At 73.4% G+C, this 15,046-nt stretch carries 14 protein-coding genes and 1 pseudogene; 10 read left to right on the top strand and 5 right to left on the bottom strand.

Annotated features, from left to right (window positions below):
• Window positions 1–167: 167 nt before the first annotated feature.
• Complete coding sequence (locus ACX6XY_RS21215) at window positions 168–1,655, bottom strand: alkaline phosphatase PhoX (RefSeq protein WP_460332922.1); 1,488 nt, start codon at window positions 1,653–1,655, stop codon at window positions 168–170.
• A 128-nt stretch (window positions 1,656–1,783) separates the two neighbouring features.
• Between ACX6XY_RS21215 and ACX6XY_RS21210 the strand changes: the two are divergent.
• Window positions 1,784–2,431: pseudogene (locus tag ACX6XY_RS21210) on the top strand (SDR family NAD(P)-dependent oxidoreductase); the annotation flags it as partial.
• A gap of 36 nt (window positions 2,432–2,467) precedes the next feature.
• Here ACX6XY_RS21210 and ACX6XY_RS21205 read toward each other — a convergent pair.
• Genes ACX6XY_RS21205 through ACX6XY_RS21195 form a run of 3 tightly spaced genes read right to left on the bottom strand, consistent with a single transcriptional unit; the run spans window position 2,468 to window position 4,107 of the window.
• The gene (locus ACX6XY_RS21205; protein ID WP_460332919.1) at window positions 2,468–3,319 is read right to left on the bottom strand and encodes a helix-turn-helix domain-containing protein; all 852 of its coding nucleotides are present in this window, start codon (window positions 3,317–3,319) and stop codon (window positions 2,468–2,470) included.
• A gap of 22 nt (window positions 3,320–3,341) precedes the next feature.
• Entirely contained in the window at window positions 3,342–3,875 is a 534-nt protein-coding gene (locus ACX6XY_RS21200) for a DUF6879 family protein (protein ID WP_460332916.1), read from the bottom strand.
• Entirely contained in the window at window positions 3,850–4,107 is a 258-nt protein-coding gene (locus ACX6XY_RS21195) for a hypothetical protein (protein ID WP_460332913.1), read from the bottom strand. Before ACX6XY_RS21195 ends, ACX6XY_RS21200 begins: the two co-directional genes overlap by 26 nt.
• Window positions 4,108–4,261: 154 nt before the next feature.
• Between ACX6XY_RS21195 and ACX6XY_RS21190 the strand changes: the two genes are divergently transcribed.
• Entirely contained in the window at window positions 4,262–4,933 is a 672-nt protein-coding gene (locus ACX6XY_RS21190) for a hypothetical protein (protein ID WP_460332910.1), read from the top strand.
• Window positions 4,900–5,067, top strand: a complete 168-nt coding sequence (locus ACX6XY_RS21185) for a hypothetical protein (protein ID WP_460332907.1) — start codon at window positions 4,900–4,902, stop codon at window positions 5,065–5,067. Before ACX6XY_RS21190 ends, ACX6XY_RS21185 begins: the two co-directional genes overlap by 34 nt.
• A gap of 463 nt (window positions 5,068–5,530) precedes the next feature.
• Here the strand turns inward: ACX6XY_RS21185 and ACX6XY_RS21180 are convergent, their stop codons facing one another.
• Window positions 5,531–6,733, bottom strand: a complete 1,203-nt coding sequence (locus ACX6XY_RS21180) for a TerD family protein (RefSeq protein WP_460332904.1) — start codon at window positions 6,731–6,733, stop codon at window positions 5,531–5,533.
• Between the two features lie 131 nt (window positions 6,734–6,864).
• Between ACX6XY_RS21180 and ACX6XY_RS21175 the strand changes: the two genes are divergently transcribed.
• The 7 genes from ACX6XY_RS21175 to ACX6XY_RS21145 all read left to right on the top strand — a co-directional run bounded on the left by ACX6XY_RS21175 (window position 6,865) and on the right by ACX6XY_RS21145 (window position 14,978).
• Entirely contained in the window at window positions 6,865–8,373 is a 1,509-nt protein-coding gene (locus ACX6XY_RS21175; protein ID WP_460332901.1) for an ABC transporter substrate-binding protein, read from the top strand.
• Complete coding sequence (locus ACX6XY_RS21170) at window positions 8,370–10,193, top strand: ABC transporter permease subunit (protein WP_460332898.1); 1,824 nt, start codon at window positions 8,370–8,372, stop codon at window positions 10,191–10,193. Before ACX6XY_RS21175 ends, ACX6XY_RS21170 begins: the two co-directional genes overlap by 4 nt.
• Window positions 10,190–11,329, top strand: coding sequence for an ABC transporter ATP-binding protein (locus tag ACX6XY_RS21165; protein WP_460332895.1), 1,140 nt, complete (start codon window positions 10,190–10,192; stop codon window positions 11,327–11,329). Before ACX6XY_RS21170 ends, ACX6XY_RS21165 begins: the two co-directional genes overlap by 4 nt.
• Window positions 11,326–12,072 (top strand): ATP-binding cassette domain-containing protein, encoded by a 747-nt coding sequence (locus tag ACX6XY_RS21160; protein ID WP_460332891.1) that lies wholly within the window; start codon window positions 11,326–11,328, stop codon window positions 12,070–12,072. Before ACX6XY_RS21165 ends, ACX6XY_RS21160 begins: the two co-directional genes overlap by 4 nt.
• The gene (locus ACX6XY_RS21155; protein WP_460332888.1) at window positions 12,072–13,370 is read left to right on the top strand and encodes an MFS transporter; all 1,299 of its coding nucleotides are present in this window, start codon (window positions 12,072–12,074) and stop codon (window positions 13,368–13,370) included. The genes ACX6XY_RS21160 and ACX6XY_RS21155 overlap by 1 nt, the downstream gene beginning before the upstream one ends.
• Before the next feature lie 147 nt (window positions 13,371–13,517).
• Window positions 13,518–14,150 carry a TIGR03086 family metal-binding protein gene (locus ACX6XY_RS21150; RefSeq protein ID WP_460332885.1) on the top strand — a complete coding sequence of 211 codons (633 nt, stop codon included), beginning with the start codon at window positions 13,518–13,520 and terminating at the stop codon, window positions 14,148–14,150.
• Window positions 14,151–14,213: 63 nt separating this feature from the next.
• Entirely contained in the window at window positions 14,214–14,978 is a 765-nt protein-coding gene (locus ACX6XY_RS21145; protein ID WP_460332882.1) for an MBL fold metallo-hydrolase, read from the top strand.
• Window positions 14,979–15,046 lie beyond the last annotated feature (68 nt).

Raw genomic sequence — 15,046 nt, 5'->3', positions numbered from 1 at the left:
GCGCTTCCCAGCGGCGCGCCAAGCCGGTGCGCGGGGGCTCCCGCCGGAGCCCGCGGGGCTCCCCGTCCGAGCGCCCGCGGGGCTCCCGTACGAGGGCCCGCGGGACGCCCGCCCGAACGCCCGCGGGGTGCTCCGCAGGCGCTCGGAGGCGAGGGGGCATCCGTCGATCAGGGGCGCTGGCGTTTCCACGGGCCAGTGATGGCCAGCGTGTAGCCCGGTTCCTGGATGTTGGCGTACAGGGTCCTGCCGTCGGCGGAGAACACGACTCCGGTGAACTCGCTGAACTCCGGCTCGTCCTCGGTGCCGATGTTCACCTGGTTGCGGGCGATCGGGTACGTGCGCCCGCTGTCGGTCGCGCCGAAGAGATGCTGGAGGCCCTCGCCGTCCTCGGCGATGATCAGGCCGCCGTAGGGCGAGACGGTGATGTTGTCCGGGCCGCCGAGTGAGCCGTGCTCCCACGGGTCCGGGTGTACCCCGAGCCGCACCTTCAGGGTGAGGGTGCGGTGGCGCGGGTCGTAGAACCAGACCTGGCCGTCGTGCGGTTCGCCGGGGCTGTCGTCGTCGCGCGCGTAGGAGGCGACGAGGTACGCGCCGCCGTCGCCCCACCACATGCCCTCCAGCTTGCGGGCGCGGGTGACCTCGCCGGGCCCGAACTGCTTGCGCACCGGGACCTCGCGGGCGTCGCGGTCGGGCACGTCCACCCAGTCCACGCCGTACACCGTGCCGATCTTCGTGGCGCGCGACAGGTCGTCGACGTAACGGCCGCCGGAGTCGACGCACCTGAGGGCCTGGAGTACGCCCGCGTCGTCGGCGAGGGTACGGAGCTGGCCGCGACCGTGCCGGAAGCCCTTCGGAGGCACCCAGCGGAAGAGCAGGCCGTTGGGCCGCTTGTCGTCCTCGGTGAGATAGGCGTGCCCGCGCTTGGGGTCGATCACCACGGCCTCGTGGTCGTATCGGCCGAAGAACTTCAGCGGCTTGGGGCCGCGGTTGGCGCGGCGGTCGTAGGGGTCGACCTCGAAGACATAGCCGTGGTCCTTGGTCATGCCGTTCTCACCGGCCAGGTCGGAGTTCTCCTCGCAGGTCAGCCAGGTGCCCCAGGAGGTGCGTCCGCCCGCGCAGTTGGTGGAGGTGCCCGCGATGCCCACCCACTGGGCGACCTCGCCGCCCCCGCGGACCTCCACGACCGTGCAGCCGCCGGACGCGGCGGGGTCGTAGACCAGCCCTTCGGCCAGCGGCACCGGATGCCGCCAGCGCGCTCTGCCGCCCTTGAGTTCGTGGTTGACGACCAGCAGGGTCACCCCGCCGCGGCCCTCGAAGGCGGCCGTGCCGTCCTGCTTCTCGGGGGTGAACTCGCCGCTCTCCAGCTTGGTTCCGCCGGATTCGGTGAGGATCCGGTACGAGAATCCCGCGGGCAGCGCGAGGACGCCGTCGGGGTCGGGGACCAGCGGGCCGTAGCCGGGGCAGGCGGGCCGCCGCCTCGCGCGCCCGGCCCCGCCGTCGACGCCCGTGCCCTCGACGTCCGTGCCCTGGCCGTCGATGTCCTCGACGGCCAGGGCCCCTTCGGCGGTGGCCAGCACCGCGGCTGTTCCGGTCAGGGCGACTCCCGCGCCGGTGAGCGCGGACCGGGTGGCGAAGTCCCTGCGGGTGAGTGGCATCGGGTCTCCTTGAGCGGTGAGGAGGGCATGCGATGGTGCCGCCATTTCGTGCCTACCGTCCCGCCCGCGTATAAACGGCGGTTGAACTCTGTCCCACGTCGAGAGGCCCGCTTCGATGTCATCGCCCGCGCCGCGACGCGGCTGAGCGGACCCTGGCCTCGCTGGACGGCTCCGGGCATGCGCTGGTCGGCGGGGACCTCGCCGACCCGGCCGGGGCCGAGCGGGTCGCCGGGCAGGCCGCCGACGCGCTGGGCGGGATCGACATCCTGGTGAACAACGCGGCCGTGAATCTGCGCCACCCCTTGCCGGAGACGTCGTACGAGCAGTGGACGGCGCTGTGGCAGCAGCATGTCGCGGTCAACCTGCTCGCCACGGCGCACCTCAGCCATCTCGCGGGGCGGCGGATGATCGACCAGGGCAGTGCCGGACGCATCGTCAACATCGGGTCGCGCGGCGCCTTCCGCGGCGAACCCGACCACCCGGCCTACGGCGCGACCAAGGCGGCCGTGCACGCGCTGGGGCAGTCGCTGGCCGTGTCCCTGGCGCCGTACGGGATCGGCGTGGCGTCCGTCGCGCCCGGCTTCTTCGAGACCGAGCGGGTGGCGCATCGGCTGAGCGGCGCGGAGGGCGAGGCGATCCGGGCGCAGAGCCCGTTCGGCCGCGTCGCGGACGCCGACGAGGTCGCCGCGGCGGTGCTGTGGCTCGCCTCACCGGCTGCCGAGTGGTCGTCGGGCACGGTACTCGACGTCAACGGCGCGTCGTATCTGCGCACCTGACCGTTCCGCGCGGCGGGGCTCTCGTCTCACCCGGAGTCAGTGCAGCGCTTCGATCGCCTTCAAGACCAAGGCCCGCGCGTCAGCCCCGTATACCGCCATGCTGCGCAGCTGCTCGAACGCCTTCAGGTACAAGGCGACCTCAGAGGGCTGGGTGATGTTCACCTCCGCGGAGAGCAACTCGACTGATACCAATGTGTCGTCGTGCACGTCGAACGTCTCCTGCGGCCACAGTGTCCGGTCGTGCGTCGACATGGGGACGATGCCCAACGACACCTGGGGGAGTGCGCCGGCGGTGAGCAGGTAGCCCAGTTGCGCGGCCATCACGTCCGAGTCGCCGAGCTGGTAGTGGAGCACCGCTTCCTCGATGAGGAACATGAAGCGATGGCCCGGCTCATGGATGACCTGCGACCGCCGCAGACGTGCCGCGGCGGCCTCCGCCCCGTCGTCGGGCACGTCGAGGAATCGGGCGTTCATCGACAGCAGAACCCTTGCGTAACCCTGCGTCTGGAGTAGGCCAGGTATCAGGACGGGGGAGTACACACGCAACAGCCCAGTTGACCGGTACAGCTCAACATAGCTGTCCTGAAGCTTCTTGAGGCCGGACCGGACACGTTGCCGCCACTCCCGGTACAGAGACTCGGCATGCTGCGACGCCGCGATCAGGTCCTCTGTCTGGCCGACGGCGTCCGTCACACGGCACCACAAGCGGATGTCCGTCGGCGACGGCGGGGTGCGGGCGTTCTCGATGCGGGACGTCTTGGCGTGATGCCAGCCGCACTGGGAGGCGAGCTCGGTGACTGTCAGATCAGCGTTCCTCCGCAAGCCGCGGAGCTGCCGCGCCACATTCTCGCGGGCGGCTTGGGCCGAGGAGGACGGAGAGAAGGACATGAGCTGCCAACGGTGCTTTCTGTCAGTGGATCGCGTACTGGTCGTGGGTGATGGCGCGGTCCCAGACGGCTTCGAAGGCATCCACGCACTGCTTGACAATATGAGGTTCGGCCCTCAACTCCATGTCCGGGGTCGCCCAGTTGCCATCGCCTGTGAAGTGGTTGAACAGGACCTGCGCCCCGTCGAAGATCCACAGGTCTGCGCCCGGCAACATGAGGTCAACCGCCTCCGGGCGGGGCAGCCACCGGACTTGTTCCCCGGCCGTGACGTTGACGACGGTTCCGGCGTGCTCGTAGCGGATGTAGTCAGTGACCGGCTCGGAGACGATGCGGGCCCGACGCACGGTAACGCCGCGCGCGACCGCCTGGGAGATCATGCCTACCCACGGTGCCCAGTACTCCGAGGAGGGATCGATGTCCCTCTTCCCTGTGGCCTGCCAGGTGTTGAAGTCGTCGGCCTCGTCGCCAACGGCGTACTGATCGCGCATTTCGAGGTGCACGGCCGAGCGTTGTGCCGCCTCGAAGAGGTCGTCAAAGCTGAGCGCGTTCTGCGGCATCGCACGCCTCCCTCAGGATCGATGCGACGCGGACCGGGATACGGATGACGGTCTCGTGGGCCGGGATGCCCGGTACATGTCCAGGCGACGTGTTCTGAGCGCACTCGGTCCGGGTCGCCTCATCAGCGGTGTAGCTCTGGATCACGATGTCCGCGTTCCCCTGGTCCACCCAGACCGTGGGTGACCCGTTCTTGCCTGTGTCGGGATCGATTCCGATGAACTGTAGGTCCACGTCTGACTCCAAGGTAGCCGTGCGTCAATGTGCATTAATTTGACGCTGACGGTCCATGTCGTCAAGAACGTAAACCAGATATGTACCGGCTGAGATTGCTACCCGCACATCAGTGCACATTGCTGGCCGTGGCGCACATCCCCCCTCTAGCGTCGTGACCAGCGGCAGCCCCGCCCATCCGCCCGCGGGCATGCCGCACACCCAGGCCGGGCGGACCACTTCACCGGAAGGCATCCGGATGGCGACCGTCAGCAGACCGCGAGTACTCCCGCCCGTCGGGCCAGGGCCGGGAGCGGTGGTGCACACGAGGGCGGAGCGGCGGCTGGCGGCCGGTCACTGGCTGCTGGCCGCGCACCCGAGACCCGGCCGGGCCCGCCGCGGGTGGGACTGTCCCGACGGGATGGTCCTGTTGCCGCTCGGCGGGCTGTTCGCCGCGGTCCGCATCCCCCAGTACGTGGTGGCCGCCGCCGCGGATGTGGACGACCGCGCCGCTTTGGACGTGTTCCTGGCCGAGGCGCTCGGCGGGGGCCCGGTGATCTGTGACCCGCGGGGGCACCGCTACTACCCACTCGTCCCGGCCAGCGTCCTGGCGTGGTGGTCGATGCCGGACGCGCCATGCCTGGGCCGTGACCACTACCTCGGTGTACCCCGCCTCGACCAGACGACCCTGGACCCGCGTGCGTGGCGGTCGTACTGGTCGGTGCCGATGGAGTCCGCGGGCGTCCTGTGCGACCCGCTCAATGTCGCCCGCCTTGGCGCTGTCGGCAGCAGCCGCGCCGGGACGGAGGACGCGTGGAAGACCGCCCGCCGCGCCTGGAGGCCCTGACGTTCTGCTGCCGCTGCGACCGGGCGATCAAGCCCGGCGAGCCTTACGACCGTCACATCCACGACCGGGCGACCGGAGTGCCGCTGACCACCTACAGTCACCGCGACCGCGAGGCCTGCGCCCGGCGCCGCTGAGCCCCCTCGGGGCCGCGCCCGGATCACCGCGCACAGCCCCCGCCCTGGTCGGTACCTCTGGCAGGGCCACGGCCGGGGCGGGTCGCAAAGACCGTGCGATGCACACCCCTACAGAGAGGAAACCCCGCCGTGGGAACCATCAGCAATGGGCGCACGACCCAGCCGTACGGGAACGTGACCGCCCCCGGCCTGCACTGGCGCAAGGCCAGCAGGCAACGCGATCTTCGCGCGGGTGCGGCAGCGGTTCGGGCGCACCCCGTGCCGTGAGTGCTCCCGTACGACGAACACGGACGGCCTCGTGTACCTGGGCGTGGTCGTCGTCTCGTGCTCGGACTGCGGTGGCGCCGCACCCAAGGGACGAGTGAAGCGACGGGCCTCGCCCGGCTAGCCCGTGACCGCCCCGGCCGGTCATCCCCCTCTTGCCCCCCGGCCGGGGCTACTCGCGGGCGAGTGTGCGCGTCTTCTACAGCGCCTGCGCTCCGGGCTTGACCATGCCGCGTACGGTGCGGGCCTTGATGAACTCGCCGACCGCCGTCATCTCCCATTCGCCGGAGAACTGGCGGATCAGCTTGGCCATGATCACGCCCGTCTGCGCCTCGGCGTGGGTCAGGTCGAAGCGGGCGAGTTCCTCGCCGGATTCGGCGTCCATGAGGCGGCAGTAGGCCTTGGCGACCTCGGTGAACTTCTGGCCGGAGAACGAGTTGACCGTGAAGACCAGGCCGGTGGCCTCGGCGGGGAGACGGCCCAGGTCGACCACGATCATCTCGTCGTCGCCCGCGCCCTCGCCGGTGAGGTTGTCGCCGGAGTGCTTGATCGCGCCGTTCAGGATCGAGAGCTTGCCGAAGTAGCAGCTTTCGAGGTGGTTGCGCTGGGGGCCGTAGGCGATGACCGAGGCGTCCAGGTCGATGTCCTTGCCGCGGAACGCGGGCTCCCAGCCGAGGCCCATCTTGACGCGCGACAGCAGCGGGCGGCCGCCCTTGACCAGGGACACGGTCTGGTTCTTCTGGAGGCTGACCCGGCCCTTGTCCAGATTGATCTTCCCGGTGCCGGGCGCGGGCGCCGCGGCCGGGGGAGCGGCGGGCGGCGGGGGCGGCTGGACGGCCGGGGCGGAGGGCGGCGGGGTCTGGGGGGCAGGGGGCGCGGAGGCCGGGGCCGGGGTCGGCGCCGGGGCGGGCTCCTCGACCGTCACGCCGAAGTCGGTGGCGATTCCGGCCAGGCCGTTCGCGTACCCCTGGCCGACCGCGCGGGCCTTCCACGCGCCGCCGCGCCGGTAGATCTCGACGACCACCAGGGCGGTCTCGGCGCCGAGCTGGGGCGGCGTGAAGGCGGCGAGCGCGGTGCCGTCGTCGGCGTTCCGGATGGTGGCCGTGGGCTCGATGCCCTGGAAGGTCTGGCCCGCCGCGTCCGGGCTGGCGGTCACGACGATCTTCTCGATGCCGGGCGGCACGGCCGCGGTGTCGACCGTGATCACGTCGGGCGTCGAGCCGCCGCCCGAGCGGTAGGACACACCGGGTCCGGTGGGCTGGTTGAAGAAGATGAAGTCGTCGTCGGAGCGCACCTTGCCGTCGGCGGTGAGCAGCAGGCCCGACACGTCGAGCCGCACCGGGGCGGCGACGTCCACCGCGACGCGGGCGGCGGAGAGGGGGATGTTCGAGCCAGGGGTCATCACTGTCATGCCAGAGGTAACGAGCGACCCCGCTTTGCCGTTCCCTTACCTTCGGTGTGAGTTGATGAAAATGATTGTCATTGGCTAAGGTCGGCGATGCTCCGTCCCGTCCCGCTCGTGGAAGAAGTCCTGTGCGCCCCCGCAAGCTCCTGCCTCCCGCCGCCCTGTCCCTCGCCGCCGCGCTCACCGTCTCCGGCTGCTTCGCCTCCGACGCCGACTCGGGCTCCGGCTCCGGGTCCGCCGAGGGGTCCGACGGCAAGCGGATACGCGTCGCCATGATGCAGCCGCCCCGCTCCGGCCTCTCGCCGCTCAGCGACGACGCCTTCAAGCTGTCGCGCTGGTCCACCGCCGAAACCCTGGTCACCCTCGACAAGGAGGGCGACCCCCAGCCCGCGCTGGCCACCCGGTGGAAGCGCACCAGCGACAAGACGTGGACCTTCGCACTCCGTGAGGGCGTGACGTTCCACGACGGGACGCCGTTCACCGCGCGGGCCGTCAAGCGCTCCCTCGACCGGGCCGCCACCGCCGCGCCCAAGCCGCGCATCCTCGACGGCGTCGAGCTGACCGTCACGGCCGAGGGCGACACCGTCACCGTCACCACCGCCGAGCCCGACCCGCTCGTACCGCAGCGGCTCTCCTCGCCGCAGCTGTCGATCCTCGCGGCCAAGGCCTACCGGGGGAAGACCGTCGACCCCGTCGGCGCAGGCACCGGCGCCTTCGTCCTGAAGAAGGCCGACGGCACCAGCACCGCGACCCTCGACCGCAACGAGGACTACTGGGGCGGCCGCGCCAAGGCCGCGGGCATCGACGCCGCCTACATCCCGGACGGCGCCGCCCGCGCCGCCGCACTGCGCAGCGACGCCGCCGACGTCGTCGAGGCCGTACCCGTGTCGCAGGCCTCGCTGCTCGACGAGGACCAGATCACCGAGGTGCCGATGCCGCGCACCAACACCCTCTACCTCAACACCGAGAGAGGCGTGTTCAAGGACGCGGGCCAGCGCGCCGCCGCCCGCTCCGCCATCGACGCCAAGGCCCTGGTCGACGGCATCTATGAGGGCCGCGCCGACGTCGCCGAAGGGCTGCTCGGGCCCGCCCTGCCCTGGGCGGCCGAGCGCGCCGGACGCACCAAGGCGGCCAAGGCCGCCAAGCCCTCCGGCGAGACCGTCACCATCGGGACCTTCACCGACCGCGCTGAACTCCCCGAAGTCGCCGCCGCGCTCCAGCAGCAGCTGAAAGACGCGGGGTTCAAGGTCAAGCTGGACGTCAGGGAGTACGCGAACATCGAATCCGACGCGCTGGACGGGAAGTTCGACGCGTTCATCCTCTCCCGCGCCACCGTCCTCGACTCCGGCGACCCGGCCGCCTATCTGCACAGCGACTTCATGAGCGACGGCTCCTTCAACATCGCCCAACTCGCCGACCCGGCCGTGGACAAGGCCGTGCGCAAGGCCGAGGCGACCGAGGCCGGTGCCGCCCGCCGCACGGCGATCCTCGACGCCGAGACCGCGATCCTCAACACCGACGGCGCCGTTCCGATGCTGCACGAGCGGGTGATCCAGGGCGATGCCACGCATGTGGTGGGATCGGCGAAGGACCCGCGTGAGCGTGAGCTGATCACTGTCGACACCCACATCAAGTGAAGACCCATACGAAACGGCGCGTGCCGGGGCCCGCGCTCCGGGCGGGCCTCGCGCGGGCGGCCGCACTGGCCGCCGTACTCGCCGCCGTCGGGCTGCTGCCCTGGCTGTCCGGACGGGACCCCGCGCTCACCGTGCTGCGCGCCCGCTCAGCCGAACAGGAGCCCACCGCCGAGGCATTGGACGCCATACGCGCCGACCTCGGCCTGGACGCCGGACCGCTCGGCCTGCTCGGCGACTGGGCGGGCGGCCTGGCCCGCGGCGACCTCGGCGCCTCCTGGGTCTCCGGGGCCGACGTCCTGCCGTCCGTGCTCTTCGGGCTCGGCGTCTCGCTCACCCTGATGGGCGCCGCGCTCGCCGTGGCGCTCCTGGTGGCCGCCGCGCTGTGCGCCCGCACCCTGGTGCGCGGGGCGCGCGGCACCCTGCGCGGCGGCGGGGGAGCGGCCGGGGCGATGCTCACCGCCGTCCCCGAATTCCTGCTCGCCACCGTGCTGCTGATCGTGCTCGGTGTGTGGTGGCGGCTGCTGCCCGTCTCCGGCTGGCAGGGGCCCGCGTACCTCGTGCTGCCCGCCCTGGCGATGGGCATCCCGGCGGGCGGGCTGCTCGGCCGCCTGGTGGACGACGCGCTGCCCGCCGTGTTCCGCGAACGCTGGACCGACGTGTGGCGGGCCTCGGGAGTCAGCCCCGGCCGTACGGTCGCCGCCGCGCTGCGCCGCGCGCTGCCCGCGCTCATCCCCCAACTGGGCCTGGTCGTGGTCGGCCTGACCGGCGGCGCGGTCGCCGTCGAGACCGTCTTCGCCGTACCCGGCCTCGGCCGCACCGCGCTCGGCGCCGCCAAGTCGCAGGACCTGCCGTTGCTCCAGGGCGCCGTGCTCGCCCTGCTGCTGCTCGCCCTCACGGCGGGCGGCTGCGCGGCCCTCGCCCGGCGCGCGCTGCTCGGCTCCGGACTGAAGGACGCGGCGCTCACGCTGCCCGCCCCCGCGCCCGGACGGGTGCGCGGCGCGGTGCCGCTCGCGCTCGCCGCCGTACTCGCCGCCGCCGTCGGGTGGGGCCTGCTCAAGGACCCGTACACCGTGCACACCACGGCCCGCCTCGCGGGCCCGTCCCTCGCCCATCCGCTCGGCACCGACGGCCTCGGCCGCGATGTGCTGGCCCGGCTCGGGCACGGGGCCGCGGCCACGGTCGGCGTGGCCCTCGCCGTGTGCGCCGTGTCCTGCCTCATCGCGCTCACCCTCGGCTTCCTGCCGCACGCCTGCGCCGGGGTCTCGGACATCGCCAACGCGCTGCCGCCGGTCGTCGTCGGCGTCCTGGTCGCCGCGCTCACCGGGCCCAGCACCCTCGGCGCGTCCCTCGCGGTCGCCCTGGTCTCCTGGCCGCCGCTCGCCGCGCACGCCTCGGCGCTGGTCCTGGAAGTCCGCGCGAGCGCCCATCTCACCGCGCAACGCGCCATCGGGGCCTCGCGGGGCTGGATCCTCACCCGGCATGTGCTGCCCGCCGTGGCCGGACCCGTCGCCCGGCACGCGGTGCTGCGGCTGCCCGGCATCGCGCTCGCCCTGGCGGCACTCGGCTTCCTCGGGCTCGGCGCGCGGCCGCCGTCGCCCGAGTGGGGACTGCTGCTCGACGAGTCCCGCCTGTACGTCGAGCGCGCGCCGCTCGCGGCCCTCGCACCGGCCGTCGCGCTGGCGCTGCTCGCGGCGCTGGCGGTGACGTCGGCGGAGCTGCGACCGAGACCACGCCCGCGGTCGGGGCCGGGCGCGGGGCGGTCTCGTTCCGTCGCGGTCGCCGTCTCCGCCCGCCCCGCGGACAGGGGAGCCGTGCGATGAGCGCTGTGCTGGAAGTGCGGGACCTGTGGGTCTCCGTCGATGAGACGCCCGCCGTGCGCGGTGTCTCCTTCGACGTACACGCCGGTGAGGTCACCGCGCTGGTAGGCGAGTCAGGGGCCGGGAAGTCCCTCACCGCCCGCGCCGTGCTCGGGCTCGCGCCACGGGGCGCGCGCGTGTCGGGGAGCGTACGGCTGGCCGGAGAGGAGGTCGCGGGGGCGTCGCCTTCCGTGTACCGGCGGCTGTGGGGGCGGCGGATCGCCTACGTCCCGCAGGACGCGCTCACGGTGCTCAGCCCGGTGCACCCGGTCGGCAGCCAACTCGCGGCGGCCGTACGGTCCGTGGCGCGGGTGTCCCGCGCCGAGGCGCGCCGCCGGGCCGTCGCCGCGCTCGACCGGGTCCAGATCGCCGACGCCGGACGGCGGGCGCGGGCCTACCCGCACGAGTTCTCCGGCGGCATGCGCCAGCGCGCGGTCATCGCCATGGCGCTGGTCAACTCGCCCGACCTGGTCGTCGCCGACGAGCCCACGACGGCGCTCGACCCGCGCGTCCAGGCGCAGGTGCTCGCCGTGCTGGCCGAAGCGCGGGAGGCCGCGGGGGCCGGGCTGCTCCTCATCACGCACGACCTGGAGGTGGCCAGGGGCCACGCGGACCGCGCGGTCGTGCTGTACGCGGGCCGGGCGTGCGAAGTCGGCCCGGCGGCCCAGGTGTTCGGGTCGCCCCGCGCGCCGTACACGGCGGGTCTGGCAGCCTCGCTGCCGGGTGCGGGTTTCGGCGGCGGGCCGCTGCCGGTGATCGGGGGCGGGCCGCCGTCGCCGCGCGCGTTGCCGCGTGGGTGCGCGTTCGGTCCGCGGTGTCCGGCGGTGGGGGAGGAGTGCGGGTCCGTGGAGCCTGAGCTGAGACTTGTCCCCCACCCCGCCCCTTCCCGAAAGGCCTCCCCGGCCGGGCTCACAGAAGTCCTCAATCGCCGGACGGGCTCCCCTTGGACGGAGCCCACCGCCACGGGAACGGGTGGGGCGGGGGCAGTGGACGCAGGAACGGACCCGCACATCGGCCACGGGCGCGCGGTCGCCTGCCACCGTCTTGGGGAACTCCCCGTGCCCGCCACCGAGCTCTTCGCCAGGGAGGACCCCGTATGAGCCCGCTGCTCGAAGTCACCGACCTCGTCGTACGGTACGGCGACCACACCGCCGTCGACCGCGTCTCGTTCACCGTTGACGAGGGCGAAACCCTCGCCCTCATCGGCGAGTCCGGCTGCGGTAAGTCCTCCACGGCCTTGGCCGCCCTCGCCCTGCGCCGCCCGGACTCCGGCAGCGTCCGCTTCGCCGGGCGGGAGCTGACCGGGCTGCGGGAGCGGGAACTGCGGCCGCTGCGGGCGCGGTTCCAGCCCGTGTTCCAGGACCCGTACGGCTCACTCGCCCCGCGCGGTACCATCGCCGCCGCCATCGCCGAACCTCTGCGGGTCCACCGCCGCCCTGTCGAAGGGCGGGTCGCCGCACTGCTGGACCTGGTCGGACTCGACGCCTCGCACGCCGACCGGATGCCGCACGAGCTGTCCGGCGGCCAGTGCCAGCGCGCCGGAATCGCCAGGGCACTGGCCCTCGGCCCCCGCCTGCTGGTGCTCGACGAACCCGTCTCCGCGCTCGACCCCTCCGTACGGGCCGGAATCCTCAACCTCCTCACCGAGCTCCAGGAACGCCTCGGCCTCGGCTATCTGTTCATCTGCCACGACATGGCCCTGGTCCGGCACACCGCACACCGCGTCGCCGTCATGGCCGACGGACGGATCGTGGAGACCGCGCCGGTGCGCGACCTGTTCACCGCGCCCCGGCACCCGCACACCCGCGAACTCCTCGACGTCACAGCGGGAGCCTCCCTCTGATGCGCACCACCGCACCCGACCGCGCGCCACGCGCGCGTGCCCGCCTGCTGCGGGAGCTGCCCGCCCTGCCCAGGCTGCTGATCGTCACCCAATGCGCCTTCAACGTCGGCTTCTTCGCCGTCCTGCCGTATCTCGCCGCGCACCTCAGCGGCACCCTGGGGCTCGCGGGCTGGCTGGTGGGCCTGGTGCTCGGCCTGCGCACCTTCAGCCAGCAGGGGCTGTTCGTGGTCGGCGGGGCGCTCACCGACCGGTACGGGCCCCGGCCGGTCGTGCTCGCCGGGTGCGCGTTGCGCGCCCTGGGCTTCGTGTGGCTGGGGTTCGCCGAGGCGACCTGGGCCGTGCTGGGCGCGGTGCTGCTGGTCGGGTTCGCCGCCGCGCTGTTCTCACCGGCCGTCGAGTCGGAGATCGCCCGGCAGGCCGTACGCCACGAGGAGGCGACCGGTGTCGCCCGCACCCGTGTGCTGGGCCTGTTCTCGGCCGGAGGCCAGGCGGGCGCCCTGCTCGGCCCCGTACTCGGCGCGGCGCTGCTCGCGGGCGGGTTCCGGGCGGCCTGCCTGGCGGGCGCCGGGATGTTCGTCCTGATCCTGGCCGGGCACTGGCGGCTGATGCCGCGCACCGCGCCTGCCGCGCCTGCCACGCCCGCCGCGCCCGCCGCGCGCGAGGACGCCACCCCGAACCCGCCCGGCGGCGGTCCGAGAGACACCCGGTCCACGTCCGGCGGCGGCCTGCGGGACCTGGCGCGCAACCGGGCCTTCCGCGCGCTCTGCCTCGCGTACAGCGCCTACCTGCTCGCCTACAACCAGCTCTATCTCGCGCTGCCCGCCGAACTGGACCGGTCCACCGGCTCCCAGGCGGCGCTCGGCTGGCTCTTCGCGCTCTCCTCGGCGCTGGTGATCGCGGGTCAGCTGCCGCTGTCGCGCTGGGCGGCCGCACGGCTGACGCACCCGGCGGCGCTGCGCTGCGGTCTCGGCCTGATCGCCGGGGGCTTCCTGGCGGCGGGTGCGCTGCTGCCGGTGGGCGGGCTGGCGTCCGCGCTGGCGTTCGTGGTGCCGCTGACCGTGGGGCAGATGCTGGTCGTGCCCGCCGCCCGCGCCTGGCTGCCGGACCTGGTGCCCGACCGCCGCCTCGGGCTGGGCACGGGCGCGCTGTCCTCGGTGTCCGGCGCGGTGGTGCTGCTGGGCGGCGCCCCGGCGGGCGCGCTGCTGGAACGGGGCGGGGCGCTGCCGTGGGCGGCGCTGGCGCTCGTACCGCTCGCGGGTCTGCTGGCGGTGCGGAAGGGCGGGAACCGGGTTCCGTAGCGCTCGGCGGCTCGGCGGCTCGGCGGCTCGGCGGGTCGGCGGGTCGGCGGGTCGGCGGGTCGGTGATTTCGGTGAGATCCGCTGGGAGGTGCGATGAGTTCCGCGGGGCGGGGGAGTCATACCCGCGGACACAGAGACGCATGACGCATGACGCATGACGCATACGACCGAACGGAGCCCGCCGACATGGCCGAGACCCTCGACTTCGCGCCCCAGACCCGTCTGTTCGCGCAGCTCGCCGAGCACGTACGCGACGACCAGCTCGCCGGGCCCACCCCCTGCGAGACCATGGCCGTACGCCATCTGCTGGGCCACATCGTCGGCCTGACCGCCGCCTTCCGGGACGCGGGGCGCAAGGATCTCGGGCCGACCACGGACACCGACCCGGCCACCGCGCCCCGGCCGGACGTCGACGCCGACTGGCGCGACGTCCTGCCCCGGCAACTGGCGGAGCTGGCCGAGGCGTGGCGCGACCCCAAGGCGTGGGAGGGCGACACACGTGCGGGCGGCGTGGACCTCCCGGCCCCCGTGGCGGGCCAGGTCGCCATGAACGAACTGGTCGTCCACGGCTGGGACCTGGCACGCGCCACCGGACAGGACTACGCACCCGACCCGGCCGGTCTCCAGGTCGCCTACGACCTGCTCGCGGCGTCCCCCGACGGGCCGGAACGCGAGGGCCTGTTCGGACCGATCGTCGCCGTGCCCGACGACGCGCCGCTGCTCGACCGCGTGGTGGGGCTCAGCGGCCGTCGGCTGGACTGGAGCGCCGAGCAGGCCTGACGTCCAGGGAGTGGGTGGGGACGAGGAGCTCGGGCGGTGGCCCGTGGTCGTACGCTCGTCCCCATGGCTCTCACCGTCACCGTACTCGGCACCGCGTCGCCTCACCCCAGGCCGGGCCACCCCTGCTCGGGATACCTGCTGTCGGCGGGCGACACCCGCGTATGGGTGGACGCCGGGCCCGGCACCTTCGCGGAGCTGCTGCGGCATGTGCGGCCGGACGAGCTGTCGGCGATCTGGATCTCGCATCTGCACTCCGACCACTGGGCCGACCTGATCGCCGCGGAGGCCGGGATCGCGGACGGCGGACTCAGCGTCCCCCGCCCCATCCCGGTGTACGCGCCCGCGGGCTGCGCCCAGCGGCTGGCCGGATTCTTCGGAGCGGGCGATCCGGGGGAGCTGGACCCCGCGGTCATGGACTTCCGGGAGCTCTCCGACGGGCTGCACCTGGACCTGGACGGGCTCCGGCTGACCAGCAGGGCCGTACGTCACGGCGGGATGGAGGCGTACGGGCTGCGCGCGGAGGCCGGAGCCGAGGTGCTGGCCTATTCCGGGGACAGCGGCCCCTGCCCGGCGCTCCGCGAGCTCGCCGAGGGGGCGGACCTGCTGCTGTGCGAGGCGGACGTCGACCGGGCCCCCGCGGACGGCACGCCGCGGCGGCACCTCACGCCCGAGGACGCGGGGGAGCTGGCCCGCACCGCGCGCGTCGGCAAGCTGCTCGTCACCCATGTCGGCCCCACGCTCACGCCCGACGCGGCGGCCGCGCGCGCCGCCGCGGCGTTCGGCGGGCCCACGGTACGGGCCCGTGAGGGCGCCACCTATGTGCCGTGAGCGGCGCGACACGTAACATGCCCACAACCTGAACGGACCCGTCTCAGGGCAGAATCCGGCTACCCCGA

This window comes from Streptomyces sp. O3 (assembly GCF_054788135.1).
Note: the sequence above shows the minus strand (reverse complement) of the source record. Positions and strands in the feature narration are given on the sequence as shown.

Bases quoted from the DNA above. Each gene is read 5' to 3' on its own strand.
- ACX6XY_RS21215 (WP_460332922.1), bottom strand. From the start codon at position 1,655: ATGCCACTCACCCGCAGGGACTTCGCCACCCGGTCCGCGCTCACCGGC.
- ACX6XY_RS21205 (WP_460332919.1), bottom strand. From the start codon at position 3,319: ATGTCCTTCTCTCCGTCCTCCTCGGCCCAAGCCGCCCGCGAGAATGTG.
- ACX6XY_RS21200 (WP_460332916.1), bottom strand. From the start codon at position 3,875: ATGCCGCAGAACGCGCTCAGCTTTGACGACCTCTTCGAGGCGGCACAA.
- ACX6XY_RS21180 (WP_460332904.1), bottom strand. From the start codon at position 6,733: ATGACCCCTGGCTCGAACATCCCCCTCTCCGCCGCCCGCGTCGCGGTG.
- ACX6XY_RS21165 (WP_460332895.1), top strand. From the start codon at position 10,190: ATGAGCGCTGTGCTGGAAGTGCGGGACCTGTGGGTCTCCGTCGATGAG.
- ACX6XY_RS21160 (WP_460332891.1), top strand. From the start codon at position 11,326: ATGAGCCCGCTGCTCGAAGTCACCGACCTCGTCGTACGGTACGGCGAC.
- ACX6XY_RS21155 (WP_460332888.1), top strand. From the start codon at position 12,072: ATGCGCACCACCGCACCCGACCGCGCGCCACGCGCGCGTGCCCGCCTG.
- ACX6XY_RS21150 (WP_460332885.1), top strand. From the start codon at position 13,518: ATGACGCATGACGCATACGACCGAACGGAGCCCGCCGACATGGCCGAG.
- ACX6XY_RS21145 (WP_460332882.1), top strand. From the start codon at position 14,214: ATGGCTCTCACCGTCACCGTACTCGGCACCGCGTCGCCTCACCCCAGG.